Source organism: Vibrio sp. T3Y01 (assembly GCF_013114525.1).
GTDB classification, from domain to species: Bacteria; Pseudomonadota; Gammaproteobacteria; order Enterobacterales; family Vibrionaceae; genus Vibrio; species Vibrio chagasii_B.
Map to the genome: position 1 here is coordinate 1 of NZ_VTXJ01000023.1, position 24,913 is coordinate 24,913.

Genomic DNA, 24,913 nt, shown 5'->3' on the forward strand with positions numbered 1-24,913 from the left:
ATCATTTTGATTCCGAAGAATCTGTTTTATCTAACGATAAAACGTTTTGATATTCATCAACGAGTGCCCACACAGATTGATAGGTTTAAATTGTTAAAGAGCTTCTCTTCGTTGTGACCTGCGTCACTTCGTAAGAGGCGGCCATTCTAGCGACTTAATTCTCAGTGTCAAACACTTATTTGGAATTAATTTCTACTTTCTAAAAGTAGGAGTGAATTATCACTCAAAGCTAGTTGCCTTTACTAACATTCTTCGCTGAAGCCTTGTGGCGTCTGCCGTGTCAGTGAGGCGGCATTATAGAGACGCCGCTCATATTGGCAAGCATTAAATGCATTTTTTATTGAAAAAAGAGGTTAAACGAAGACATTTCAACCAAGGGCTTATTTGTACCACTTTAAGCCCAACTTTCGAACAAATTACTCACAGAACCCTGTGGATAACTACTCACCACTATCAAAGAAGTAAGACAACCGGGACCTAGGGTTTAGGTACTCTCTTACTTGTTCAGGTAGTTTGTTGGGATTAACCGCATTAACGATTTTTATATCTTTAGCAAGCAGGTCGATTACCGGAGCTTGTGTTCTGGGCACGCTAGGGTCATACGTCAGCACATTGGGATAAAGCATATGCTTGGCATTTACCGAAATAACAATACCAATTGAATCATTGGAGAGCTGAACCACGGTTCCTGGCGGGTACACTCCCATGAACTTAACCAATAGACTTAAGTTGTCTTGGCTATATAGGTGTTTGCAGTTCTTATATAAGTGAGAAAGCGATAGGTAAGGGATCATTGGCGGTGACTGTGTTTTACCATGGCACAAGTTATCGAATGCATTGGCAACTGCTACTATCTTGGCAAACTCATCAATCTCTTCTTCCTTTAAGCCTTCTGGGTAACCAGAGCCATCATTCATCTCATGATGCTGAGCAATTACCTTTTTAGCTGTTTCAGGAAAATCATCTATTGCAGAAACGATCTCCGCACCATACTTAGTATGGAGCTTTAAGTAGTTCTCTTCTGGCACCGTCAATGCGCTCTGCTTTCTTAATATAGCGACGGGTATTTTGATTTTGCCCACGTCATGGAATAACGCAGCAAAAGAGAGAGCTTTCAGTTGTTGTGTGTTGTAGCCTTTAGCTTTGCCGAGCATCATGGCAACAACAGCAACATTTAGTGTGTGGAAGTAGATATCTTCAAAGTCAGCTTTACCATTCATTAGGTGGAGTGTGACGTTATCATCACATACTAATGTTTCGACAATATCATCAACGAGAGATTTCACCTCTCCTACCGCATCCAAAGGACGATTGCGAATTTTGGTCATGACTGAGCGCATTCGAGCAAGTGAACGCTCAAACTCTTTCTCACAGTTACTCACTCTGCGTCGGTAAGAACTTAAAGTTTCAATGCGATCATGCTTTTCTTGCCACATTTTTTCAGCTTCAAGACTAACCTGTAAGTCATCACCTGATTCCAACTCAACCATATGGTTAACCGGCAAAGGTGAAGTATCACTTTGATTAAGGTTTATATAGACGTGTTTGATACCAAGGTGTCGAATGATCTTAACCTGAGCATCGTCTTTTATTTTAAAGCTATTGAATAGAAACGGGTGTTCATTCCACTTGACGGGAAGTCGTATATGTAGACCGGGCTGGATGCGATCTACGGTAATTTTTATGCTGCCCATTTTTATATATAACGTTGATTAATAATCTCTATTTATAATTCTAATAAAACCAAGCAGCAATTTCACTATCCTATTTCACAGGTTCAGTTTAAAGAGTCGCAATGCACCATCCATCTTATACCGAACTTATCTTCAACTTTGCCAAACCTAGCGCCCCAAAACGTGTCTGCAAGCGGCGTCATAATTCGCCCACCCTGTGTTAGTTTTTCAAAGATCTGCTCTTGGGTCGCGGTATCATCTGTAACGAGAGAAAGAGCAAGATTATTCCCTTCGAGTTCTTTAGCTTTAACCCCATCAGACATCATCAGCTTCATACCAAAGGCTTCGAATTCAGCATGCATGATCCAATCAGGCTGCGCTCCCTCTATTACCTGTGGAGCATCACTAAAGAGTTGTTTCGATAAGACAACTCCACCAAAGCATTTATGATAAAAATCCAACGCCTCGCCACAACGACCATCGAAAAATAAGTAAGGGGTTACTGTCAGCATATCTTTCTCCTCTATTGCTACTTTAAACATAGACAATAGAAGCAAAAATTACAGGTAACAGGCTGATTTCAGATGATTAATTTATTGAAGGTTATTACTACGATGGGAATTGATGAGATTTATAAATGAAACATCAAGATCTGACTGATTGGACAGGCATTCCTGCCGCTATCACGAAGGCAACGCTTTCCAGATTCCAGATACAACAAAGCCCCGACTTGAGTCGAGGCTTTGTCATTTAAATATGGTATCGGTAGGCGACTTGACTGGGCTTGCATCCAAGCCGACACGCTGGATTTCAAATTCACAAACGCCCAAAACGACGAAAGGTCGCTATAAAAGCGACCTTTCTATATGGTACCGCTCTAGGCGAACTGATTGGACAGGCATTCCTGCCGCAACCACGAAGGCAACGCCTTCCAGACTCCAGATACAACAAAGCCCCAACTTTCGTTGAGGCTCTGTCTTAAAATATGGTACAGGTAAGTGACTTGACTAGGCTTGCATCCAAGCCGACACGCTGGGTTTCAAATTCACAAACGCCCAAAACGACGAAAGGCCGCTATAAAAGCGACCTTTCTATATATGGTACCGGTAGGCGGACTTGAACCGCCACGCCCGAAGGCAACGGATTTTGAATCCGTCGTGTATACCAATTTCACCATACCGGCATTATCGTGGGCATTGCCCTGTCGATGTTTGGCATTATACGTAAGCAAGCTGATGTGGCAAGCATAAAAACTTGAATTCACGTGTGTTTGCCGATAATTTCGCCACTAAGTCATAAGCTGTGCGTCATGTCTCTTTTCACGCTCTGCCTTAAACTATATTCTGACGCCTAAATTTTTGAAGAAGTAATAACACCATGACATCTACCAACACACTGCCACCAGCTGGAATGATGCGCCGATTCGGTGCTTTGTTCTATGACGCTCTTATCGTGATCGCTATTGAAATGATGGCAGCTGGCGTCATTATCGCTTTACTGCATGCGCTTATGGCTCTTGGCATTTTTGACCACAGTGGTTATGCCGATGTCAGTGACTTCCTAACCAACCACCCTATCTGGAGCCCGGTTTACACATTTTATCTAGTAGCGGTTTGGGTTTACTTCTTTGTGTTCTTCTGGACTCGAGCGGGTCAAACTCTGGGAATGAGAGCGTGGAAACTCCGCGTTCAGAACAAAGATGGTTCTGCGATTACTGTCACTCAAGCTCTTATTCGCTTAGGAACCTCTGGTTTTGGTTTAGCCAACCTATGCGTTCCCTTAGATCCTCAAAAGCGTGGCTTTCACGATATCTGGGCGAAGACCGAAGTGGTTGTGTTACCTCAAGCGCGATAGTGCTTCTAAACAGCTTCAATCAAGATAAAAAAAGGAAGGCGTTATGCCTTCCTTTTTTATTTATAGTTTCCGCCTCAAGAGCATCACGGCTATTCCGAGGAATACGACACTTGGGGCTAACGCACCAAAGGCCGGCGGTATCTGATACACCAAACTCACAGGGCCAAAGAACTCACTTGATATATAGAAGGTAAAGCCTGCGATAACACCAGATAGGATCCTTGCCCCCATGGTCACACTACGCAGTGGACCAAAGATAAATGACAGCGCCATCAACATCATCACCGCGATAGAGATTGGCTGGGTTATCTTTCTCCACAACGCCAACTCGTAACGCGCAGCATCTTGTTCTGAAGCTTTCAGATAAGATACGTAATCATACAAACCACTCAATGACAGCTCTTCTGGTTTCACTGTCACGATCGCAAGCTTGTCTGGTGCAAGTGATGTTTTCCAAGTGTATGTTGGCAAATTCTCTTTCGTTATCTGCAGTTCATTTTCAAAAGAAGTAACAACAACATCTTTCATCGTCCAAACGTTGTCTCCAACGTAATCCACTTCTTTAGAATAGATAGCGGTTTTCAGAGCCTTATTTTCATCAAAGCGCCACATGTTCATGCCATATAGCTTGTCATCGTCGATTTTGACAATAAAGATGAAATCATTGGCATCACGAGCCCAAACACCGCTTTGCGTGGAGATGATATTCCCCCCTGCAATCGATATGGTTCTTAAGTCACGAGCCATCTTTTGCGCTTGAGGCGCGCCCCATTGCCCTAATAGCGTCACCACTATCATTAATGGAATCGCTGTCTTAAGTACCGAGAAACCGATATCAAGTTTAGAGAAACCCGCCGCCTGCATTACTACCAACTCAGAGCTCGCCGCAAGCATACCCAATCCGATCAATGCACCAAGTAAAGCTGCCATTGGGAAAAACATTTCGATATCACGTGGGATACTTAACAAAACAAAGTACAGAGCTTGAAGCAGATCGTAGGTACCACGACCAACTTTTCTCAGCTGCTCTACATACTTGATGATCCCTGAAAGGCCAACAAACGTCACCAGTACAAGTGACGTGGTTGCGATGATTGTTCTGCCTATATATAAATCGAGAATCTTAAACACGGCTTAAGCCAACCTCTTATTCTTGAATTTTTCTTTCAAACGCCTTACTGGCACGCTATCCATAAAGTTTGCACCAATCGCGACAATTAACAACAATGCATTGATTGGCCACATGCCGACTACTGCAGGGATACTGCCCTCTTCTATTGCTGATTTGGTTGCACTGATTGCCAAGAAGTAGGTCAGATAAATCAAAATCGCAGGACCAATCTTAGCGAAACGTCCCTGCCTTGGGTTTACCGCCGAGAGTGGCACAACAAGCATGGTCAACAACGGAATACAGAGTACCAATGAAATACGCCATTGCAATTCAGCTTTTGCGCTATTGTTTGGGTTACCAACAAGGTCAAGTGTCGGAATCGCTTCCCAGTCACGACCTTTCTTCTCAACTTCTCGCTGACCAATCAAGCCTTCATACTCTTCGAAGTGTGTCACCATATAGTCAAGACGAGTTGGAACACCTTCATGACGAGTACCATCGTACATCACGATGACTTGGCGGCCATCGCTGAGCTCTTTTACATCGCCCGACTTCGAGTACATTACACTTGGAAGCACAGAATCACGCGGACGCATTTGAGCAACGAACACGTTTTCTAGCTTATTCCCATCAATATCATCGATGAACACCACAGACGAACCATCTGGCGTTCCTTCAAATTTACCCTTTGGTAGCAAATCAACACTGTTCTCTGCTGCCACTTCCTCATACATCTGTTCAACCTTGTCTTGCGACCAAGGAGATAACCAGAATGAGTTAAAAGCGGCAACCGACGCAGTAATCAAAGCTAAGTAGAGTGCCGATTGAATCAGGAATTTGTTACCTATACCGGTCGCGTTCATGACCACTATTTCACTTTCAGCGTAAAGACGACCAAAAGTGAGCAAAATACCAATATAGATACTGAGCGGAAGCATCAATAAGCCCATCGCTGGCATATTTAGACTAACGATCGACAAGATTAGACTCGCAGGGATAGCACCATCAGAGGCGTCCGCTAACACACTGATGAATTTTTGGCTGAGAAACACGAGAAAGAGAACAAAAAAGATCGCAAATTGGCTCTTGATTGTCTCGCGGATCAAATATCTAACAATAATCACGCTCAAATTACCTATACAAAACTTGTTTTTTTGATTGAATCACTATAATTTCCCGTTGAACCTTTTATTTTTTTAAATTTTTAGCTAAGTGTTAGCGTTCTTCTTTAAGGTTAGTTCCATTATAGGATCCAACAAGTAAGAACCCATTATCTAACATTTAGTTCGATTTGTCTTCAGGATGTAGGAGTACGCATGGAGTTCAGTGTAAAAAGTGGCAGCCCAGAGAAACAACGCAGCGCATGTATCGTTGTCGGTGTATTCGAACCGCGCCGCCTTTCTCCAGTAGCCGAGCAATTAGATAAGATTAGCGATGGCTATATTAGTTCACTGCTTCGTCGCGGTGATCTAGAGGGTAAACCTGGCCAGATGCTACTACTGCATCAAGTACCTGGTGTACTTTCAGAACGTGTTCTACTTGTAGGCTGTGGTAAAGAGCGTGAGCTAGGCGAGCGTCAATACAAAGAAATTATTCAGAAAACCATCAGCACACTAAACGAAACAGGTTCTATGGAAGCCGTATGTTTCCTAACAGAACTGCACGTTAAAGGCCGCGACACTTACTGGAAAGTTCGTCAAGCGGTAGAAGCGACTAAAGATGGTCTTTACACATTTGACCAATTCAAGAGCAACAAGCCAGAGACTCGTCGCCCACTACGTAAATTGGTATTCAACGTACCAACACGTCGTGAACTGAGCCTAGGTGAAAAAGCGATTGCTCACGGTCTTGCTATTGCTTCAGGTGTAAAAGCATCTAAAGACCTTGGCAACATGCCACCAAACATCGCTAACCCAGCTTACCTTGCCTCTCAAGCTCGTCGCCTAGCTGACGACTTCGAAACCGTAACGACTAAGATCATCGGTGAAGAAGAGATGGAAAAACTGGGCATGACCTCTTACCTAGCGGTGGGTCGTGGTTCAAAGAACGAATCTATGATGTCTATCATGGAGTACAAAGGCGCACCAGATTCTGATGCAAAACCGATTGTACTTGTTGGTAAAGGCCTAACGTTCGATTCAGGCGGTATCTCACTTAAGCCAGGTGAAGGTATGGATGAGATGAAGTACGACATGTGTGGTGCTGCGTCTGTATTCGGTACAATGAAAGCGCTAGCTAAATTGAACCTGCCTATCAATGTTGTCGGTATTCTTGCTGGTTGTGAAAACATGCCAGGTAGCAACGCTTACCGCCCAGGTGACATCCTAACGACGATGTCAGGCCAAACAGTTGAAGTCCTAAACACTGATGCTGAAGGTCGCTTGGTTCTTTGTGATGCGCTAACTTACGTTGAGCGTTTTGAACCAGATTGCGTGGTTGACGTTGCAACACTAACTGGCGCGTGTGTTATTGCTCTGGGTCACCACATCAGTGGCGTACTATCAAACCACAATCCTCTGTCTCACGAGCTAGTCAACGCTTCTGAGCAAGCAAGTGACCGTGCATGGCGTCTACCAATGGCAGACGAGTACCATGAGCAGCTAAACAGCCCATTCGCTGATATGGCAAACATCGGCGGCCGCCCAGGCGGTACTATCACTGCTGGTTGTTTCCTGTCTAAGTTCACTAAGAAATATCACTGGGCTCACCTAGATATCGCAGGTACAGCTTGGAAATCTGGCGCAGCAAAAGGCTCGACAGGTCGTCCTGTCTCAATGCTAGTCCAATTCTTATTGAACCGCAGCGGCCAAGAGACTGAAGAGCAATCTTCAAAATAATAAAAAGGGCCTACGGGCCCTTTTTTAATAAGCGCTATTTGTTAGGGTCTGTTGACCAAGTAAGATGAATAGCCACGATTTTCAGTTCGAGTATCAAGTATGCAAACAGCTACGTTTTACATAGTGTCATCAGACAGCCCACAAGCGAGTGAAGAAGGTTTCGCTAACTATGTGCTGTTTCTTGCTCAGCACTTTGCAAAACAAGGCGCTAAACTTTATCTCAACTGTAATGACAAAGCCCATGCCGAGCGTATCGCAGAGATTTTCTGGCAAGTCGAACCCACTGAATTTATTGCGCATAACTTGGTTGGCGAAGGCCCGAAGTATTCAACCAACATTGAGATTGGCTACCAAGGCGTAAAGCACAATTGGAATCGTCAGCTAGTAATTAATCTGGCCGATAATCATACAACCTTTGCGAACGCCTTTGCTCAGGTGATAGACTTCGTCCCTTGCGAAGAAAAAGCTAAGCAACTCGCTCGAGAAAGGTATAAAATTTACCGTCAGGCTGGATATCAGCTGCAGACTATCGAGATTCAACATCCATAGTCAAACCTCATAGATAAAGCTATCTTTGAATTTAGATTCAAGAAGCTTCACTTATGAAGTTTGACCACGATTAACCATTCACAGTATCCGTTTAAGAGCACTATGGAAAAGACATACAACCCAACATCAATCGAACAAGCTCTGTATCAGACTTGGGAAGAGAAAGGCTACTTTAAGCCACACGGTGACACATCAAAAGAAGCTTACAGCATCATGATCCCGCCACCGAACGTCACTGGTAGCCTACACATGGGTCACGCGTTCCAAGACACTATCATGGATACTCTAATCCGTGCTGAGCGTATGAAAGGCAAGAACACGCTTTGGCAAGTAGGTACTGACCACGCTGGTATCGCAACTCAAATGGTTGTTGAGCGTAAGATCGCGGCAGAAGAAGGCAAAACTAAGCACGATTACGGCCGTGATGCTTTCATCGACAAGATCTGGGAATGGAAAAACGAATCTGGTGGCACAATCACTAAGCAACTTCGTCGTCTAGGCGCATCGGTAGACTGGGACCGTGAGCGTTTCACTATGGATGATGGCCTATCTAACGCTGTTCAAGAAGTGTTTGTTCGCCTATACGAAGATGACCTAATCTACCGTGGTAAGCGTCTAGTAAACTGGGATCCAAAACTGCACACAGCAATTTCTGATCTTGAAGTTGAAAACAAAGACAAAAAAGGCCACATGTGGCACTTCCGCTACCCGCTAGCAAACGGCGTGAAAACTGCTGAAGGTAAAGATTACATTGTTGTTGCGACAACTCGTCCAGAAACAATGCTTGGCGATACTGGTGTTGCTGTAAACCCAGAAGATCCACGTTACAAAGATCTTATCGGTAAAGAAATCCTACTTCCTATCGTAAACCGCCTTATCCCTATCGTAGGCGATGAGCACGCAGATATGGAAAAAGGCACAGGTTGTGTGAAGATCACCCCTGCTCACGACTTTAACGATTACGAAGTTGGTAAGCGTAACAACCTACCAATGATCAACATCCTAACTTTCAACGCAGACATCCGTGATGCGGCTGAAGTATTCACTACTAATGGTGAAGCTAGCGATGTTTACTCTACAGAACTGCCTGCTAAGTACCACGGCATGGAGCGTTTTGCTGCTCGTAAAGCGATCGTTGCTGAATTCGAAGAACTTGGTCTTCTTGACGAGATCAAAGATCACGACCTAACGGTTCCTTACGGCGACCGTGGTGGCGTGGTTATCGAACCAATGCTAACTGACCAATGGTACGTGCGTGCTGCACCTCTTGCTGAACCTGCTGTTAAAGCGGTTGAAGATGGTGATATCCAGTTCGTTCCTAAGCAGTACGAAAACATGTACTTCTCTTGGATGCGTGACATTCAAGACTGGTGTATCTCTCGTCAACTTTGGTGGGGCCACCGCATCCCAGCATGGTACGACAACGATGGCAATGTATACGTAGGCCGTACTGAAGAAGAAGTACGTGCAAACAACAACCTTGCACCAGTAGTTGTTCTTCGCCAAGACGACGACGTACTTGATACATGGTTCTCTTCTGCGCTATGGACATTCGGTACTCAAGGCTGGCCTGAGCAAACTGAAGATCTGAAGACATTCCACCCTTCAGACGTTCTAGTTACTGGCTTCGACATCATCTTCTTCTGGGTTGCGCGTATGATCATGATGACCATGCACTTCAACAAAGATGAAAATGGTAAAGCACAAGTACCATTTAAGACGGTTTACGTAACGGGTCTAATCCGTGACGAAAACGGCGACAAAATGTCTAAGTCTAAAGGTAACGTTCTTGACCCTATCGACATGATCGATGGTATCGACCTAGAGTCTCTAGTAGAGAAGCGTTGTGGCAACATGATGCAGCCTCAGCTAGCGAAGAAGATCGAGAAGAACACGCGTAAGACTTTCGAGAACGGTATCGAACCATACGGTACTGATGCACTGCGTTTCACTCTTGCAGCTATGGCTTCAACTGGCCGTGACATCAACTGGGACATGAAGCGTCTTGAAGGTTACCGTAACTTCTGTAACAAGCTATGGAACGCGAGCCGTTACGTACTGATGAATACAGAAGAGCACGATTGTGGCATGTCACTATCAGCTGAAGACCGTGCAAACATGGAATTCTCTCTAGCGGATAAGTGGATTGAATCTCAGTTTGAACTAGCAGCGAAAGAGTTTAATGCTCACCTAGACAACTACCGCCTAGACATGGCAGCAAACACGCTTTACGAATTCATCTGGAACCAATTCTGTGACTGGTACCTAGAGCTAACTAAACCGGTTCTATGGAAAGGCACTGAAGCTCAGCAACAAGCAACTCGCTACATGCTGATCACTGTTTTAGAGAAAACACTGCGTCTTGCTCACCCAGTACTTCCTTACATCACTGAATCTATCTGGCAGAGCGTTAAGCCGCTAGTAGATGGTGTTGAAGGCGACACTATCATGACTCAAGCGCTTCCTCAGTTTAACGAAGAGAACTTCAACGCTGAGATCGTAGAAGATATCGAATGGGTTAAGACTTTCATCACTGCTATCCGTAACCTACGTGCGGAATACGACATTGCACCTAGCAAAGGCCTAGAAGTAATGATCAAAGTTGCTAGTGAGAAAGACGCTGCGCGTATCGAAGCAAACAAGGTTGTTCTGAACTCTCTTGCTAAGCTAGATAGCCTAACTGTTCTTGCTCAAGATGCTGAGACTCCAGCATGTGCGACTAAGCTAGTGGGTCAATCTGAGCTGATGATCCCAATGGCCGGTCTGATCGACAAGGACGCAGAACTTGCTCGCCTTGATAAAGAAGTGCAGAAAACTCACGGCGAAATCAAGCGTATCGAAGGCAAGCTAGGTAACGAAGGTTTCGTTGCTAAAGCACCTGAAGCGGTTATCGCGAAAGAGCGTGAGAAGCTAGTGGGTTACCAAGAGACACTAACTAAGCTTGAAGAGCAAAAAGCGACCATCGCAGCTCTTTAAAATCCTCGCTCAATGAGAAGCCTTTAAACTTCTCGTTACAGATAAAAAGGTTGGCCTTATGGTCAGCCTTTTTTTATGCCATTGGATTTATCACCCAATAACAGCACTTTCCAAACTTCGCCGGCAGTTTGATAGCTTTTGCCTATCAAATTAATCTCTAATACCCATTTCATTTAATGATAATAATTCTCAATAATAGCTCTATCGAAACAACACAACGATTGAGTAATTATCATGAAAAAGACACTAACCTTTGCTGCATTACATTTTACTATCGCATTTAGTGTCGCTTACGTACTAACAGGCGACATCTTAATTGGTAGCTTAATTGCCATGATTGAGCCCTCTGTAAATACGGTCGCCTTCTATTTTCATGAAAAGGCGTGGGCTCAAGTTCCAGCGCTTAAAGCTCGTCAGTGGATGACCAAATTAAAAACCGCCAGCTTTGCGACCATCCACTTCAGTGTTGCTTTTACCGTGGTCTACTTGCTAACTGGTGATGCCTTTGTTGGTGGTGTGATGGCGATGCTAGAGCCCGCTCTAAATACAGTCGCGTACTACTTCCATGAGAAAGTGTGGTTACGTAAATCAGACGCTCAAACACCACAATTTTGCGTCCACCAGCACGCTTAAACAGAGAATCGAATCTTACCCATTGACAAAGTTGCGCACCGCAACTAAATTGATTGCGGTGCGCAACTTTATTTTTGAGGTAAGTAATTATGAATGCTCGACAACTAAGACACTACTCCCGCCAAGCCGTTCGCTTGCTGGGTATGCTCGATAAGCAATGTGGCGAAATAGCCCTAACCCCAGTCCAAGCCCATGCCCTAGGAGAAATCCAACTCCAACCGCTCACGATCAACCAGCTCGCACAACGATTAAATGTCGATAAGTCGAATGCCAGTCGCACCGTCGCAGGGTTAAACAAGCTTGAGTTAACCGACAGCATCGAGAACCCAAATGACAAACGCAGTCAAAAGGTCACACTCACCACTCGAGGACAGCAGGTGCTGTCTGAGCTCGACCAACAACAGAACGCTTTCTTCGACAATATGCTAGAAGCCCTAAACGAGGATGAGCAACAACAGTTAAAGCTTGGGTTGGAGGTTTACCTCAAAGGGCTAACTAAAGTCTGCCAAGCCGACGAGTTTGTACTGCGCCCACTCACTCACGCCGACAACGAACAAGTTGCCGATGTCATACGACAAGTCTCTGCCGAACATGGCTTAACCGCAGACAAAGGCTATGGCGTCGCCGATCCAACGCTTGATGACATGTATTCTGTATATAGCCAAGACAATGCGATGTACTGGGTGATCGAGTATCAAGGTGAAGTTGTGGGTGGTGGCGGTTTTGCCCCACTGGCAGGCCGACCAGACGTATGTGAGCTACAAAAGATGTACTTCTTAGAACAAACTCGTGGGCAAGGGTTGGCTAAACGTATCGTCGCCTTAAGCTTGAAACTCGCCAAGCAACTGGGTTACCAACAAATGTACTTAGAAACGACAGAATGTTTGGAGGCAGCGGTTAAGCTTTATGAAGCATTAGGTTTTGAGCACCTAGAGAGTGCTTGGGGAGAAACAGGCCACGACGCTTGTGAAGTGGTCATGGCCAAAATGCTATAAGTGCAGTCTAGCGTAAAAAGTTACTCACGCAAGACGCAGGGTTTAGGGCAACAAAAGAGCTCTCTTTTTGTCCATCGAGCTCAACTTCTAACTGGTATAAATGCTTAGGGTTGGGCTTATCAACATTGAAGACTATCGGTGCTTCCACTTGGAACACAACGCCAGTATGTTCCGCACGTACATCTATCGGCATCACCAGCGTCATACCATTGAACTTGATTGATGCCGATACCAGCCCAGCTTTGAGAGTCTGGTAAATCACGTCCACTTTAAACTCACAACCGCCACCGTGGTGCCAGATCTGCTCAGTGACAATTTGGTCAAGTTTCACATTGCGAACAAACTGCAGATAAGGAGCTTGCCAAATACCCATTCGAGAGTCTGATTTAGCAATGTTTAGCGAAGACGATTGCTCATCCATATCTTCTTCGAGCAACAACCCTTCCTCTTCTTCAAGAAACAAGATCTCAAAGCGGTTTCGACCTGGCTGCATATAAGGGCGAATGTCTTTACGGTACTCTTCTTGGCTGCCATCACAATCAAAGACTGCTACACCATTGAGCCGCACTTCAGCAAAGTAATCGACACCCGCGACGACTAGCTCAACAAAGGGGCAAGCCAGCATCGCATCATCGACTTCAATGTCATGCATTAGATGCCACTCTTGTGCCGCAATCTCTTCTTCACTTAATGTGTTAGGAAGTTTTGCGCTCAGCGGTGCAGGAAAAGTAATATCATCTTGGGGTATAGAGAGGTCTGTCAGTGGCGATATTTGCCAAAGACCGTCAAGTTGCAGCCGCATATCATTCCTTGAGCTAGATCAATTTTTACCGCATTATAATGAATGAATGCATTTAAAGACATTTATTTTTCTGAGGATAAAAAAATGCCAGCTCGAGGCTGGCACTTTTCAAACTGGGAAGAAATTACTCTTCACCTTCATCATCTTCTTCAGGGTAGATAGCATCTTCACCTTCGTAGTAAGTGCCCCAACCGTCGTAGATTATGTCGAATTTCTCTGCAAGGTTCACAAGCTTCTCAACTTGTGCATCGATCGCTTCTGCATCTAGAGCTGACTGCATAGTCGCATCACAACAAAGTAGCTTGTTGCCATCTTCGTCTTCTGTCTCTTCAGCTTCAAGTACTTCAAAACCCATTTTGAATGCTTCAACAACGGCTTTCTCAAGCACTTCGAAATCTTCAGCAAATAGGTGATGCTCGATATCGTATAGAGCTTCAGGATCGCTACCATCTTCAATTAGTGCTTCAATGATGTCGCGAGTCTCTTCCTTTTGAAATTCAATTAATTCCGCTACTGATAGATATTCATCTTCGTGAGACATGTGTCTGCTCCAGAGTGTTGACTATGAAAAGATCAAATTTGATTGCCACGAAATATGGCACGGATCGCCCAGAAAAGCCACCCAGATCAGGCCTAGAAAGATAAGTTTATCGCTAGATAGCAGAAGTAATATCAATTCAAAAGTGAAACCAAAATCACAGAAACAAATTTTCAACATTTTATTAACTGGTGACTATTTCAGCATTTCGTCTCTAATGTCACTTTTGAGCATATTAAATAGAAATTGCGTGCTTAGTCATGGTGAATGCATACGCTGAACTGGTTTTGAGATGCATAAAACCTCAAGTTGCTTTCAAAAAGTGCATAATAGTGAATAAAAAATCACTAATAATAAGCAAAATAGATTTCAGACAGAGCGCAGATTGAGCATAGATCCTCAAAAATGTTGTTCCATGCTAAATGCACTCAATTGGAATTTAACACCTAAATTTCAACCAAAAATGGTTTTTAGTTCGGATAATTTCAAAAATACTTCATTTTTACACAAACCCTAAAACTTGCATATTACGATCAAGCTTGTCATAAATAGACGCTGGATTAAAAGTAAGGATGCAAAATGAGTAAGCTGTACGTTGGCTCCGAAGTCGGTCAATTAAGACGAGTTCTCCTAAATCGACCTGAAAGAGCACTCACCCACCTCACCCCTTCTAACTGTCACGACCTTCTATTTGATGATGTATTGGCTGTGGAAGCTGCTGGTGAAGAACACGATGCCTTTGCTGAGACACTACGTAATCAAGACGTAGAAGTACTGTTACTGCACGATTTATTGGTAGAGACGCTTGCCGTACCTCAAGCACGCGAATGGCTGCTAAACACTCAAATCTCAGATTTCCGTTATGGGCCTACTTTTGCTCGTGACTTAAGAAACTATCTTGCTCAAATGGATAATGAGCATCTAGCGACAATCTTACTGGGTGGCTTGGCATATTCAGAGCTTCCTATCAAATCATCATCGATGCTTCCTAAAATGCATCGCCCACTTGATTTCGTTATCGAGCCACTGCCTAACCACCTATTTACACGCGATACTTCGTGTTGGGTTTATGGCGGTGTGTCGCTAAACCCTATGATGAAGCCAGCACGTCAACGTGAGACAAACCATCTACGCGCTATCTATCGCTGGCACCCAGTGTTTGCGGGGCAAGACTTCATTAAGTACTTTGGTGATGAGGACCTTCATTACGACAACGCCAACATTGAAGGCGGCGATGTACTGGTTATTGGTAAAGGCGCGGTACTTATCGGTATTTCTGAGCGTACCAAACCACAAGGCGTTGAGAATTTAGCGGCGAGCCTATTTAAGTCAGGGCAAGCAACCGAAGTGATCGCTATCGATCTACCGAAGCACCGTTCATGTATGCACCTTGATACGGTAATGACACACATGGATATCGATACCTTCTCTGTGTATCCAGAAATCGTTCGTAAAGATTTAGACACATGGCGCCTAACACCAAAAGAGAATGGTGAGATGCGCGTAGAGAAAGCGGAAAACTACCTGTCAGCGATTGAAGGTGCGCTAGGTCTTGATCAGCTTAAGATCATCACTACAGGTGGTGACAACTACGAAGCTGAGCGTGAGCAGTGGAATGACGCCAACAACGTACTGACAGTGAAACCGGGCACGGTTATCGGTTACGAACGTAATGTTTACACCAACGAGAAGTACGACAAGGCAGGTATCGAAGTTCTGACGATTCCAGGTAATGAACTGGGTCGTGGCCGTGGTGGCGCTCGTTGTATGAGCTGCCCTATCGAAAGAGACGGTATCTAAGCTGATAACTCAATAGCGTAAAAATACAATAACTCATCTAGGCCAGTACCATTGTACTGGCCTTTTTTATTAATTTAAAAAATAAATATTCACAAATATAGCATTTTTATGTTTAACTGAGTTCTTCATTGATTCTATATACGCAAGGAGCGAGAGATGGCCTTTAATCTTCGCAATCGTAACTTTCTAAAACTACTAGACTTTACTCCTAAAGAGATTCAGTTTTTACTCGACCTGTCGGCTGACCTAAAAAAAGCTAAGTATGCAGGTACTGAACAAAAGAAGCTTACTGGTAAAAACATCGCTTTGATCTTTGAAAAGGCATCAACACGAACGCGATGTGCGTTTGAAGTCGCCGCTTTTGATCAAGGCGCTCAAGTGTCTTACTTGGGTCCTTCGGGCTCTCAGATCGGTCAAAAAGAATCAATGAAAGATACGGCACGCGTATTAGGCCGTATGTACGATGGCATCGAGTACCGTGGCTTTGGTCAGAGCATCGTCGAAGACCTTGGCGCTTATGCTGGTGTTCCAGTGTGGAATGGCCTTACTGATGAATTTCACCCAACTCAGATCTTGGCTGACTTCCTGACCATGATCGAACATGGTCGCGGTAAACAGCTACATCAAATCAGCTTTGCTTACCTAGGTGATGCTCGTAACAATATGGGTAACTCTCTATTAGTAGGGGCTGCCAAGATGGGCATGGATATTCGCCTTGTCGCGCCAAAAGCTTTCTGGCCAGAAGAGCAGCTTGTCGAAGAGTGCCAAGCTATCGCGCAAGGTACCGGCGCTAAAATCACGCTGACTGAAGACGTTGCTGAAGGCGTAAAAGGCTGTGACTACCTCTACACCGATGTTTGGGTATCGATGGGCGAAGCGCCAGAAGCTTGGGACGAACGTGTGGCAGTGATGAAACCATATCAAGTGAATATGGATGTGATTAAGCTAACGGGCAACCCTCAAGTGAAATTCATGCACTGCTTACCCGCTTTCCACAATAATGAGACCGTCATCGGTCAGCAGGTGGCTGACAAATATGGCATGAACGGTTTGGAAGTGACGGATGAAGTGTTTGAATCTGACTACTCTATCGTGTTCGATGAAGCGGAGAATCGCATGCACACCATCAAAGCTGTCATGGTCGCAACACTCGGTTAATTGAGAATAGTGAAAGTAAACAAAAGCTTGATGTAATCGCTTGCGCTCACAAATTGAAAGCGTATAATTCTCGGCAATTTGTCTGAGAGTAGTGAAAATGACGCCAACCAATATTGTGATCACACATAATAAAATTGTGAAAACACCTAATATTGCTCGTAAGCTAGCATGCTTGCCAGGCGGTCTATTCTGCTTTTCAGCACTTTTTTAAAGCCTCCCATTATGGGGGGCTTTTTTGTGGCCAATACATTATTGTGGGGAAGAAGATCATGGCGAATTCGCTCTATCAAAAGCACATCATCTCAATTCCAGAGCTTTCTCGTGAAGAGCTAGAATTAATTGTTCAAACAGCTGGTCAGCTTAAAGCAGAACCAAACCCAGAACTTATCAAGAACAAAGTTGTGGCTAGCTGCTTCTTCGAACCTTCAACACGAACTCGTCTCTCTTTTGAAACTGCGATTCAACGCATCGGTGGTGATGTGATTGGTTTCGACAGCGGCGGTAACACCTCACTGGCGAAAAAAGGCGAAACGCTAGCAGACTCAGTACAGGTTATCTCTTCATACGTTGATGCGTACGTAATGCGTCACCCTCAAGAAGGTGCAGCGCGCCTAGCGTCTGAGTTCTCTAACGGTGTACCAGTAATCAACGCTGGTGATGGTGCTAACCAACACCCAACACAAACCCTGCTTGATCTATTCTCTATCGCTGAGACACAAGGCCGCCTAGACAACCTTAATGTCGCGTTCGTTGGTGACCTTAAATACGGCCGTACGGTTCACTCTCTGACTCAAGCACTGGCTAAGTTCGATAACATCTGTTTCTACTTTATAGCGCCAGAAGCATTGGCTATGCCTGATTACATCTGTGAAGAGCTTGACGAAGCTGGCATCAAATACCAACTCCTGACCGACATGGAAGATGTGATTCCTGAGCTGGATGTTCTATACATGACTCGCGTACAGAAAGAACGCTTTGATGAGTCGGAATACGCACACATCAAGTCAGCCTACATCCTAACGGCTGCTCTATTAGAAAATGCACGTGATAACTTGAAGGTACTGCACCCGCTTCCTCGCGTTGATGAAATCACTGTCGATGTCGATAAAACACCTTACGCTTACTACTTCCAGCAAGCTGAAAATGGTGTTTACGCGCGTGAAGCATTACTAGCCCTTGTTCTTAACGAAACGCTGTAGAGGAGAGATATCATGTCTAAAGAGACTCAATTAAAAGTTGAAGCAATCAAGAACGGTACCGTTATCGACCACATCCCAGCAAACATCGGGATCAAGGTGCTAAAACTGTTTGATATGCACAACTCTCATCAGCGTGTCACTATTGGTTTAAACCTGCCTTCTTCAGCACTTGGCGGTAAAGACTTACTTAAAATTGAGAATGTGTTTATCACCGAAGAACAAGCAAACAAGTTAGCACTGTACGCACCTCACGCGACGGTAAACCAAATCGAAGATTACGAAGTGGTTAAGAAGCTAGCGCTTGAACTACCTGAGCAAATCAACGATGTGTTTGAGTGTCCAAACACCAACTGCATTACTCACAACGAGCCGGTTGAGAGCAGCTTTAAGATCTTTGAGAAGAATGAAGATATTCGCCTGAAATGTAAGTACTGCGAAAAAGTCTTCTCTCGCGAGATCGTGACAGAAAGATAAACTTCGCGTAGCACGTGATTAATGTAAAAACTATGAAATACCTCGCCCGTGCGGGGTATTTTGCGCTTTACCTAGCCACGGTTTGTAGGCACACTGAAAAACGATTTTTATCTAATAACTGATGGAATAAACCAATGACTAAAGTACTTCACACAGAATCGGCTCCAGCTGCAATCGGCCCATACGTACAAGGCGTTGACCTTGGCAACATGGTACTGACTTCTGGTCAAATCCCAGTAAACCCAGCAACTGGTGAAGTATCTGCTGATATCGCAGAGCAAGCACGCCAATCTCTAGACAACGTGAAAGCGGTTGTAGAAGCTTCTGGCCTGACTGTAAAAGACATCGTTAAGCTAACTGTATTCGTTAAAGACCTAAACGACTTCGGCACAGTAAACGAAGTTTACGGTAAATTCTTTGATGAACACGGCGTTGCAAACTACCCTGCACGTTCATGTGTTGAAGTAGCTCGTCTACCAAAAGATGTTGGTATCGAGATCGAAGCTATTGCTGTTCGCAAATAGGTTTCACTCTATTTAGTCAGTGGCTTAGTGCTGAGCTAAGCACTGATGAGATACAAAAAAGGTTGCCAACTGGGCAACCTTTTTTATTATTCGTTTTCTGCGTTTAAGCTACTTCTTATTAAGCTCAATCACTTCTTTGTCTAGCTCTTCCAACTTAGCCGCCATCTGTTCACGAGTTAGGTTTGCTAATTCACGAACATTCGACTTGTCGTAACCTTCGGTATTAATTGGAGCTAGCATTTCCACAATCACATGACCATTGTTCCAACGGTTTAGCTTAACGCCACCTGTAGAGCTACATACGATAGGTATAATAGGTAAGCCTGCGCCAATTGCCGCATGGAAAGCGCCAGTTTTAAATGGCAACAGACCACGGCCTCTTGAACGCGTTCCTTCAGGGAACATCCATACCGAAACATCGCTGCCTTTCAGATTATCGACCACTTGATCAATCGTACCAACCGCTTTGCTGCGGTTTGCACGGTCGATTAGAATATTACCCGTCAACCAGTAAAGCTGACCAAACAGAGGCATCCACGCTAGACTTTTCTTACCAACAGTTACCACTTTAGGCGTCACAGCCGATGATACCGTGAACAGGTCCCAGTTATTCTGATGGTTCGCAACATAAACATGTTGACCACGAGAGTAAGCATCTTCAGGGATACGCAGCTCTAGCTTGATACCAAACACTTTCGACATACGACCGAAGTAACGACCAAAGGTAAATACGTGCTTTGGGTTACGTGGGCTAAGTAGACAATAGCCACAGCCGAATACAAACATAAGAATCGCAAATATCGCCAATGCGAAAATACGTAATATTGCTATCATTTTGTTCCTCACAACCGCAAAGCTTACCCACCTATTCACTTTATAATAAGCAAACAGGTTCACTTGCGGTAAATACAACTATAAAAAAGCCGAAACCAAGGTTCCGACTTTTGTGTTTTCATTTTACTGAGTCATGAATTTACTAACCTAAGTTAGTTTGAGTCACGAAATCGGGTAATGTTTGCGCCCAGCGCTGAAAGCTTATCTTCAATCTTATCGTAGCCACGATCGATGTGATAGATACGGTCAACGATGGTTTCGCCTTGTGCGATACAACCAGCAATAACAAGACTCGCTGATGCACGAAGATCCGTTGCCATTACTTGAGCGCCGCTCAACTGCTCGGTTTCTCCACAGATAGCTGTATTACCTTCAATCTCTGCTTTTGCACCCATTCGCTGAAGTTCAGGAATATGCATGAAACGGTTTTCGAAGATGGTTTCAGTGATCACACCGCTACCTTTCGCCATCATGTTAAGCAGAGTAAACTGAGCTTGCATGTCGGTTGGGAAACCAGGGTGTGGTGCCGTTACGATTTTCACCGCTTTAAGCTCACGACCTGTCATATCAAGACTGATCCAGTCTTCGCCCGTTTCAACCTTCGCACCCGCTTCTTCAAGCTTCGCTAAGGCAGCTTCAAGAAGATGAGCGTTAGTGTTACGACAAACGACTTTACCGCCAGAAACCGCTGCAGCAACAAGGAAAGTACCCGTTTCAATACGGTCTGCAACCACAGAGTGTTGACCACCACCTAGACGCTCAACGCCCTCGATAGTAATCGTATCTGTACCTGCGCCAGAAATCTTCGCACCCAGTTTGTTAAGGAAATCAGCCGTATCAACAATCTCAGGCTCACGCGCTGAGTTATCTAATACTGTTTTACCTTCTGCGAGTGTTGCTGCACACATGATAGTGATCGTAGCGCCTACGCTTACTTTATCCATCACGATGTGCGCGCCTTTCAAACGGCCATCAACACTTGCTTTCACATAACCATCTTCCAATGTAATGGTTGCACCTAGTTGCTCTAGGCCATGGATATGCAGGTCAACAGGGCGAGCACCAATTGCACAACCGCCAGGAAGTGACACTTGGCCTTCACCAAAACGAGCAACGAGAGGACCTAAAGCCCAGATAGAAGCACGCATTGTTTTTACTAAATCGTAAGGCGCACAAAATTCATTAATTTCGCTGCCATCAACATGAACGCTTCCATTACGTGATACTTTCGCGCCTAAACGCTTTAGCAGTTCCATCGTAGTATCGATGTCACGTAGATGAGGAACGTTACTTACTTCCACTGGCTCTTCAGCAAGAATTGAAGCAAATAGGATTGGTAGCGCAGCGTTCTTTGCGCCAGAGATCGTCACTTCACCGCTTAACGGCTTGTCTGATCCAATAACTCGAAACTTTTCCATCATAAACCTTAAAGTGACATCAGTTTCTTATCACGTTCCCACTCTTCCGGCGTAAATGCCTTGATAGAAAGAGCATGGATGTCATTGCGTTGAATGTATTCCATTAGTGGGCCGTAGATTAGTTGCTGCTTCTTAACTCGATTCATGCCGTCAAAACATGGATCAACCGCAACAACTTCGTAATGACTGCCTTCACCCTTCACGATAATTTCTTGAAGGTTCAGTGCCTCTGCTAATAATTCTTGTACTTTTGTGCTGTCCACAAATAGCTCCTGCCTAATTTTTTATGTGTTCTGCCATCATTGGCTGGATATTGCTCAATTGGAACAACGTTCGTAATTGTTCTGGCACGAAACTGAGCATTATATGACAGTTTTGATTTTTTGCATGCTCTAATAAGTGAATTAGCATCACCATTCCTGCTGAATCGACTCGATTTATATGGCTAAGGTCAATTTCAACGCTCGATTCCGTTGTTTGCCACTTTTCCAATATACGCCAGATTGCAGGAACACTGTCTCGGTCAATATCTCCGATAAGCTGATACTCTTTAGAGCTTAGCGCTTGCCATTGAGATTGGCTCATTATTTATTACTCTCAAAGCGAATCGGTTGTGCAGCCAGTTTTTCTAGCTCGTCAGCAACCGCTAAGATACCGTCTTGACGAATCTTAGTATTCCACTCTGATTGCTTACTCGACAGCAGGCTGATCCCCTCCGCAACCATATCAAATGCTTTCCACTCGCCAGACTTTTTGTCTTTGCGAAGCTTAAATTCAAGTTTGATGTTAGGTCGTGGTGAATCGATGATATCGACCTTGATGCTGGTAATACGACTGTCTGCTTTGATTTTTGGCTCAGGACCAAATTCAATTGTCTGATCTGTGTATTGAGTCAGCACTTGCGCGTAAGAAGAAACCAAGTATTTACGGAATGAGTCGATAAATACACGCACATCTTTTCTATCTGCGCCTTTCAAGTTTGGCCCAAGCAGCTTAAGTGCTGCATATTGAGCATTCACATAAGGCATCAACTCTTCTTCCACGATCACCTTGAGTAATTCTGGATCTTTGTGGATATTGTCTTGTTCGCTCTTCAAACGCTCAAATGCCACCTCAGCGACTTGCGTCATCATTTGGTAAGGCTGCGTTTTATCAATAGTTGCATCCGCAAAAGCTTGAGTTGAAACCAACAAGGCCATTACAGCGAAAAAACCTATTTTCAAGTGTTTCATCGTTTTCAACATCATCTTATTCCTCAGCGTTATTGTCATCAGAGCCGCCAACGCTATACAGCACTTGGCCGATCAAATCTTCGAGTACCAATGCCGATTTAGTGTCTTCAATCGAATCACCATCAACCAACATCTCTTCATCGTCAAAAATGAAGCCTGGAACTAAACTGATGTACTGCTCACCGATTAAACCTGACGTTAAGATTTGAGCACTAGAGGTATCAGGAAACTGTGAGTACTTCGCATCAATCGACATTTCAACCACAGGCAGATAGCTTTCGGTATCAAGCTCAATGCTTTTCACACGACCAACAACTACGCCACCAACCTTCACTGGAGAACGAACTTTTAGGCTACCAATGTTGTCAAAGGTCGCTTTCAGATTGTAAGTATGGTTTGAACCCAGCCCTTTTACGTCAGCGACTTGAAAGATCATGATTAAGATTGCGCAAATTCCGGCTATAACAAAGGTGCCGACCCATAATTCTAACTTTCGAGTTTGTTGCATGATTAATTCCCAAACATCAATGCGGTAAGAACAAAATCTAGCCCTAATACCGCTAGAGAAGAGTGTACTACTGTACGTGTGGTTGCTTGACTAATACCTTCAGAGGTCGGTACCGCATCATAACCATTGAAAAGAGCGATCCAAGTTACGGTGATGGCAAACACCATGCATTTGATCATGCTGTTACCGATATCTCGACCTAACTCAACAGAAGACTGCATCGCTGACCAAAAGCTGCCGTGATCAATGCCTTTCCAATCAACACCGACTAACTGGCCGCCCCAAATACCGACCGCCATAAAGATCATCGCCAGTAGAGGCATAGAGATAAGCCCAGCCCACAAGCGTGGTGCAATAATGCGCTTTAGAGGGTCTACCGCCATCATTTCTAAACTGGAGATCTGCTCCGTTGCTTTCATCAAACCGATTTCAGCCGTCAGTGCTGAACCAGCACGACCAGCAAACAGCAATGCAGTAACCACAGGGCCAAGTTCACGTAACAATGAAAGTGCGACCATTTGGCCAAGGTTGCCCTCAGCGCCGTAGTCAATTAACACGACATAACCTTGCAGGCTTAATACCATGCCAATGAACAAGCCCGAAACTAAAATAATAGCCAATGACTGAACGCCAACGCTATAAAGTTGTTTAACTAATAAAGGGAAGTTTTTTAGTCGCGGGATGCCAAACAAAGCCCCGAATAACATCAGGCTTGCTCGACCAAATGACTCACAGATCGCAAGTGTTCGCTTACCGACACCTGCAATAGTTTTAGCAATCATATTAAAACAAATCCTTTTCAAGACTTTGCGCTGGGAACCTAAATGGCACAGGGCCATCAGCTTCGCCTTGCAAAAATTGCTGCACTCTCGGATCGTCATTGTTGTACAACTCTTCCGGTGACCCAGCAGCAATGATTTTGCCATCTGCGAGTAGGTAAACCCAATCCGCGATACTCATCACCTCAGGAACATCATGAGAAACGACGATAGACGTTAAGCCCAAGGCTTGATTGAGGTTGCGAATAAGTTCAACCAACACACCCATTGTAATTGGGTCTTGGCCGACAAAGGGCTCATCGTACATGATAAGTTCAGGATCTAGCGCGATAGCACGCGCCAATGCGGCACGCCTAGCCATTCCGCCAGACAACTCACTCGGCATTAACTGCGCTGCACCACGTAATCCTACAGCCTCAAGCTTAAGTAAAACGATGGTACGAATAAATTTTTCGTTAAGTTCAGTGTGCTCACGCAGTGGAAACGCCACATTATCAAACACATTGAGATCCGTAAAAAGTGCACCCGACTGGAAAAGCATGCTCATTTTTTTACGTGCTTGATAAAGCTTTCGACGAGATAGAGTTGGGATATTGTCGCCATCAAACCAAACTTCACCGTTATCTGGAGGCAATTGTCCACCAATCAAACGCAGTAAAGTTGTTTTACCGATCCCTGATGGCCCCATGATGGCAGTAACCTTGCCTTGAGGGACCTCTAAACTGATGTCGTCAAAAATAACGCGATCACCGCGTGAGAAGCTAAGGTTCTTAACTTTTACAAGTTCAGTATTCGACATACTCTTGTAGTTTCCTTGCTTTAAAAAACGCCAATTATGGCTGCAATAATAATGAGTCTACTTTAGAATTAAAAGCACTGTTCAATTAATTCATATTAAACAGGAATCTATGCAGGGATTTGAAAGCATTAGAAAATTATCTTTTCAGATCTCTTTCTCAGTCGCTAAGTGGTAATTAATTTGCTGAGTGACTTCCCTTTTATCTACCAACAGGTCAAAA

Annotated in this window: 25 protein-coding genes and 1 tRNA gene; 11 read left to right on the forward strand and 15 right to left on the reverse strand. The window is 44.4% G+C overall.

The annotated features are described in order from the left end of the window. Positions 1–440: 440 nt before the first annotated feature. The 3 genes from F0232_RS20015 to F0232_RS20025 form a co-directional block, all read right to left on the reverse strand. The gene (locus F0232_RS20015) at positions 441–1,694 is read right to left on the reverse strand and encodes an HD-GYP domain-containing protein (protein WP_105057608.1); all 1,254 of its coding nucleotides are present in this window, start codon (positions 1,692–1,694) and stop codon (positions 441–443) included. A gap of 83 nt (positions 1,695–1,777) precedes the next feature. Continuing rightward, positions 1,778–2,185 carry a VOC family protein gene (locus F0232_RS20020; RefSeq protein ID WP_008224717.1) on the reverse strand — a complete coding sequence of 136 codons (408 nt, stop codon included), beginning with the start codon at positions 2,183–2,185 and terminating at the stop codon, positions 1,778–1,780. Between the two features lie 586 nt (positions 2,186–2,771). Continuing rightward, positions 2,772–2,856: transfer RNA gene (locus F0232_RS20025), tRNA-Leu, on the reverse strand. 194 nt (positions 2,857–3,050) lie between these two features. On the opposite strand from F0232_RS20025, the gene F0232_RS20030 reads away from it, so the two are divergent. Beyond that, on the forward strand, positions 3,051–3,527 hold the full coding sequence (locus F0232_RS20030; protein ID WP_004738663.1) for an RDD family protein: 477 nt from the start codon (positions 3,051–3,053) through the stop codon (positions 3,525–3,527). A 60-nt stretch (positions 3,528–3,587) separates the two neighbouring features. Here the strand turns inward: F0232_RS20030 and lptG are convergent, their stop codons facing one another. Next, positions 3,588–4,658, reverse strand: a complete 1,071-nt coding sequence (lptG, locus tag F0232_RS20035) for an LPS export ABC transporter permease LptG (RefSeq protein ID WP_061033892.1) — start codon at positions 4,656–4,658, stop codon at positions 3,588–3,590. A 3-nt stretch (positions 4,659–4,661) separates the two neighbouring features. Further along, entirely contained in the window at positions 4,662–5,762 is a 1,101-nt protein-coding gene (gene lptF / locus F0232_RS20040) for an LPS export ABC transporter permease LptF (RefSeq protein ID WP_032498526.1), read from the reverse strand. Between the two features lie 192 nt (positions 5,763–5,954). Between lptF and pepA the strand changes: the two genes are divergently transcribed. The 5 genes from pepA to F0232_RS20065 all read left to right on the forward strand — a co-directional run bounded on the left by pepA (position 5,955) and on the right by F0232_RS20065 (position 12,628). Beyond that, positions 5,955–7,475, forward strand: a complete 1,521-nt coding sequence (gene pepA, locus F0232_RS20045; RefSeq protein WP_004738667.1) for a leucyl aminopeptidase — start codon at positions 5,955–5,957, stop codon at positions 7,473–7,475. Between the two features lie 99 nt (positions 7,476–7,574). Further along, a complete protein-coding gene (locus F0232_RS20050; RefSeq protein ID WP_061033893.1) occupies positions 7,575–8,024 on the forward strand; it encodes a DNA polymerase III subunit chi in 450 nt (149 codons plus the stop codon). Between the two features lie 102 nt (positions 8,025–8,126). Next, positions 8,127–11,000 (forward strand): valine--tRNA ligase, encoded by a 2,874-nt coding sequence (locus F0232_RS20055; protein WP_061033894.1) that lies wholly within the window; start codon positions 8,127–8,129, stop codon positions 10,998–11,000. A 234-nt stretch (positions 11,001–11,234) separates the two neighbouring features. Continuing rightward, complete coding sequence (locus F0232_RS20060; RefSeq protein WP_105057609.1) at positions 11,235–11,633, forward strand: DUF2061 domain-containing protein; 399 nt, start codon at positions 11,235–11,237, stop codon at positions 11,631–11,633. An 89-nt stretch (positions 11,634–11,722) separates the two neighbouring features. Further along, on the forward strand, positions 11,723–12,628 hold the full coding sequence (locus F0232_RS20065; protein ID WP_105057610.1) for a bifunctional helix-turn-helix transcriptional regulator/GNAT family N-acetyltransferase: 906 nt from the start codon (positions 11,723–11,725) through the stop codon (positions 12,626–12,628). 7 nt (positions 12,629–12,635) lie between these two features. Here F0232_RS20065 and F0232_RS20070 read toward each other — a convergent pair whose 3' ends face one another. Beyond that, on the reverse strand, positions 12,636–13,430 hold the full coding sequence (locus F0232_RS20070; RefSeq protein WP_105057611.1) for a hypothetical protein: 795 nt from the start codon (positions 13,428–13,430) through the stop codon (positions 12,636–12,638). 124 nt (positions 13,431–13,554) lie between these two features. After that, a complete protein-coding gene (rraB, locus tag F0232_RS20075; RefSeq protein WP_004738675.1) occupies positions 13,555–13,971 on the reverse strand; it encodes a ribonuclease E inhibitor RraB in 417 nt (138 codons plus the stop codon). A 576-nt stretch (positions 13,972–14,547) separates the two neighbouring features. On the opposite strand from rraB, the gene arcA reads away from it, so the two are divergent. From arcA to F0232_RS20100, 5 genes are all read left to right on the forward strand, one after another. Further along, positions 14,548–15,768, forward strand: a complete 1,221-nt coding sequence (gene arcA / locus F0232_RS20080) for an arginine deiminase (protein ID WP_004738676.1) — start codon at positions 14,548–14,550, stop codon at positions 15,766–15,768. Positions 15,769–15,924: 156 nt separating this feature from the next. Then, on the forward strand, positions 15,925–16,926 hold the full coding sequence (locus F0232_RS20085; RefSeq protein ID WP_105057612.1) for an ornithine carbamoyltransferase: 1,002 nt from the start codon (positions 15,925–15,927) through the stop codon (positions 16,924–16,926). A 269-nt stretch (positions 16,927–17,195) separates the two neighbouring features. Next, a complete protein-coding gene (pyrB, locus tag F0232_RS20090) occupies positions 17,196–18,125 on the forward strand; it encodes an aspartate carbamoyltransferase (RefSeq protein WP_105057613.1) in 930 nt (309 codons plus the stop codon). A 12-nt stretch (positions 18,126–18,137) separates the two neighbouring features. After that, positions 18,138–18,599 carry an aspartate carbamoyltransferase regulatory subunit gene (pyrI, locus tag F0232_RS20095; protein ID WP_004738681.1) on the forward strand — a complete coding sequence of 154 codons (462 nt, stop codon included), beginning with the start codon at positions 18,138–18,140 and terminating at the stop codon, positions 18,597–18,599. A 134-nt stretch (positions 18,600–18,733) separates the two neighbouring features. Then, positions 18,734–19,123: a RidA family protein gene (locus tag F0232_RS20100; RefSeq protein WP_004738682.1), complete on the forward strand. Its 390-nt coding sequence runs from the start codon at positions 18,734–18,736 to the stop codon at positions 19,121–19,123. Between the two features lie 108 nt (positions 19,124–19,231). Here F0232_RS20100 and F0232_RS20105 read toward each other — a convergent pair whose 3' ends face one another. The 8 genes from F0232_RS20105 to mlaF form a co-directional block, all read right to left on the reverse strand. Next, the gene (locus F0232_RS20105; protein ID WP_061033899.1) at positions 19,232–19,957 is read right to left on the reverse strand and encodes a 1-acylglycerol-3-phosphate O-acyltransferase; all 726 of its coding nucleotides are present in this window, start codon (positions 19,955–19,957) and stop codon (positions 19,232–19,234) included. A 152-nt stretch (positions 19,958–20,109) separates the two neighbouring features. Beyond that, a complete protein-coding gene (gene murA, locus F0232_RS20110; RefSeq protein ID WP_008220410.1) occupies positions 20,110–21,375 on the reverse strand; it encodes a UDP-N-acetylglucosamine 1-carboxyvinyltransferase in 1,266 nt (421 codons plus the stop codon). 8 nt (positions 21,376–21,383) lie between these two features. Beyond that, positions 21,384–21,638, reverse strand: coding sequence for a BolA family iron metabolism protein IbaG (gene ibaG / locus F0232_RS20115; protein ID WP_004738686.1), 255 nt, complete (start codon positions 21,636–21,638; stop codon positions 21,384–21,386). A gap of 13 nt (positions 21,639–21,651) precedes the next feature. Further along, complete coding sequence (locus tag F0232_RS20120; protein ID WP_105057614.1) at positions 21,652–21,960, reverse strand: lipid asymmetry maintenance protein MlaB; 309 nt, start codon at positions 21,958–21,960, stop codon at positions 21,652–21,654. Further along, the gene (locus tag F0232_RS20125; protein ID WP_116872052.1) at positions 21,960–22,574 is read right to left on the reverse strand and encodes a phospholipid-binding protein MlaC; all 615 of its coding nucleotides are present in this window, start codon (positions 22,572–22,574) and stop codon (positions 21,960–21,962) included. The genes F0232_RS20120 and F0232_RS20125 overlap by 1 nt, the downstream gene beginning before the upstream one ends. A gap of 49 nt (positions 22,575–22,623) precedes the next feature. Further along, positions 22,624–23,115, reverse strand: coding sequence for an outer membrane lipid asymmetry maintenance protein MlaD (gene mlaD, locus F0232_RS20130; RefSeq protein WP_061033901.1), 492 nt, complete (start codon positions 23,113–23,115; stop codon positions 22,624–22,626). A 2-nt stretch (positions 23,116–23,117) separates the two neighbouring features. Continuing rightward, on the reverse strand, positions 23,118–23,897 hold the full coding sequence (gene mlaE, locus F0232_RS20135; protein WP_008220420.1) for a lipid asymmetry maintenance ABC transporter permease subunit MlaE: 780 nt from the start codon (positions 23,895–23,897) through the stop codon (positions 23,118–23,120). A gap of 1 nt (position 23,898) precedes the next feature. Next, positions 23,899–24,693: a phospholipid ABC transporter ATP-binding protein MlaF gene (mlaF, locus tag F0232_RS20140; protein WP_105057615.1), complete on the reverse strand. Its 795-nt coding sequence runs from the start codon at positions 24,691–24,693 to the stop codon at positions 23,899–23,901. Between the last annotated feature and the right edge of the window lie 220 nt (positions 24,694–24,913).

Bases quoted from the DNA above. Each gene is read 5' to 3' on its own strand.
- arcA (WP_004738676.1), top strand. From the start codon at position 14,548: ATGAGTAAGCTGTACGTTGGCTCCGAAGTCGGTCAATTAAGACGAGTT.
- F0232_RS20065 (WP_105057610.1), top strand. From the start codon at position 11,723: ATGAATGCTCGACAACTAAGACACTACTCCCGCCAAGCCGTTCGCTTG.
- F0232_RS20060 (WP_105057609.1), top strand. From the start codon at position 11,235: ATGAAAAAGACACTAACCTTTGCTGCATTACATTTTACTATCGCATTT.
- pyrI (WP_004738681.1), top strand. From the start codon at position 18,138: ATGTCTAAAGAGACTCAATTAAAAGTTGAAGCAATCAAGAACGGTACC.
- murA (WP_008220410.1), bottom strand. From the start codon at position 21,375: ATGGAAAAGTTTCGAGTTATTGGATCAGACAAGCCGTTAAGCGGTGAA.
- F0232_RS20015 (WP_105057608.1), bottom strand. From the start codon at position 1,694: ATGGGCAGCATAAAAATTACCGTAGATCGCATCCAGCCCGGTCTACAT.
- F0232_RS20020 (WP_008224717.1), bottom strand. From the start codon at position 2,185: ATGCTGACAGTAACCCCTTACTTATTTTTCGATGGTCGTTGTGGCGAG.
- mlaD (WP_061033901.1), bottom strand. From the start codon at position 23,115: ATGCAACAAACTCGAAAGTTAGAATTATGGGTCGGCACCTTTGTTATA.
- F0232_RS20125 (WP_116872052.1), bottom strand. From the start codon at position 22,574: ATGGCCTTGTTGGTTTCAACTCAAGCTTTTGCGGATGCAACTATTGAT.
- F0232_RS20055 (WP_061033894.1), top strand. From the start codon at position 8,127: ATGGAAAAGACATACAACCCAACATCAATCGAACAAGCTCTGTATCAG.
- pepA (WP_004738667.1), top strand. From the start codon at position 5,955: ATGGAGTTCAGTGTAAAAAGTGGCAGCCCAGAGAAACAACGCAGCGCA.
- F0232_RS20120 (WP_105057614.1), bottom strand. From the start codon at position 21,960: ATGAGCCAATCTCAATGGCAAGCGCTAAGCTCTAAAGAGTATCAGCTT.
- F0232_RS20105 (WP_061033899.1), bottom strand. From the start codon at position 19,957: ATGATAGCAATATTACGTATTTTCGCATTGGCGATATTTGCGATTCTT.
- mlaE (WP_008220420.1), bottom strand. From the start codon at position 23,897: ATGATTGCTAAAACTATTGCAGGTGTCGGTAAGCGAACACTTGCGATC.
- mlaF (WP_105057615.1), bottom strand. From the start codon at position 24,693: ATGTCGAATACTGAACTTGTAAAAGTTAAGAACCTTAGCTTCTCACGC.
- pyrB (WP_105057613.1), top strand. From the start codon at position 17,196: ATGGCGAATTCGCTCTATCAAAAGCACATCATCTCAATTCCAGAGCTT.
- F0232_RS20050 (WP_061033893.1), top strand. From the start codon at position 7,575: ATGCAAACAGCTACGTTTTACATAGTGTCATCAGACAGCCCACAAGCG.
- F0232_RS20085 (WP_105057612.1), top strand. From the start codon at position 15,925: ATGGCCTTTAATCTTCGCAATCGTAACTTTCTAAAACTACTAGACTTT.
- F0232_RS20030 (WP_004738663.1), top strand. From the start codon at position 3,051: ATGACATCTACCAACACACTGCCACCAGCTGGAATGATGCGCCGATTC.
- F0232_RS20070 (WP_105057611.1), bottom strand. From the start codon at position 13,430: ATGCGGCTGCAACTTGACGGTCTTTGGCAAATATCGCCACTGACAGAC.
- rraB (WP_004738675.1), bottom strand. From the start codon at position 13,971: ATGTCTCACGAAGATGAATATCTATCAGTAGCGGAATTAATTGAATTT.
- F0232_RS20100 (WP_004738682.1), top strand. From the start codon at position 18,734: ATGACTAAAGTACTTCACACAGAATCGGCTCCAGCTGCAATCGGCCCA.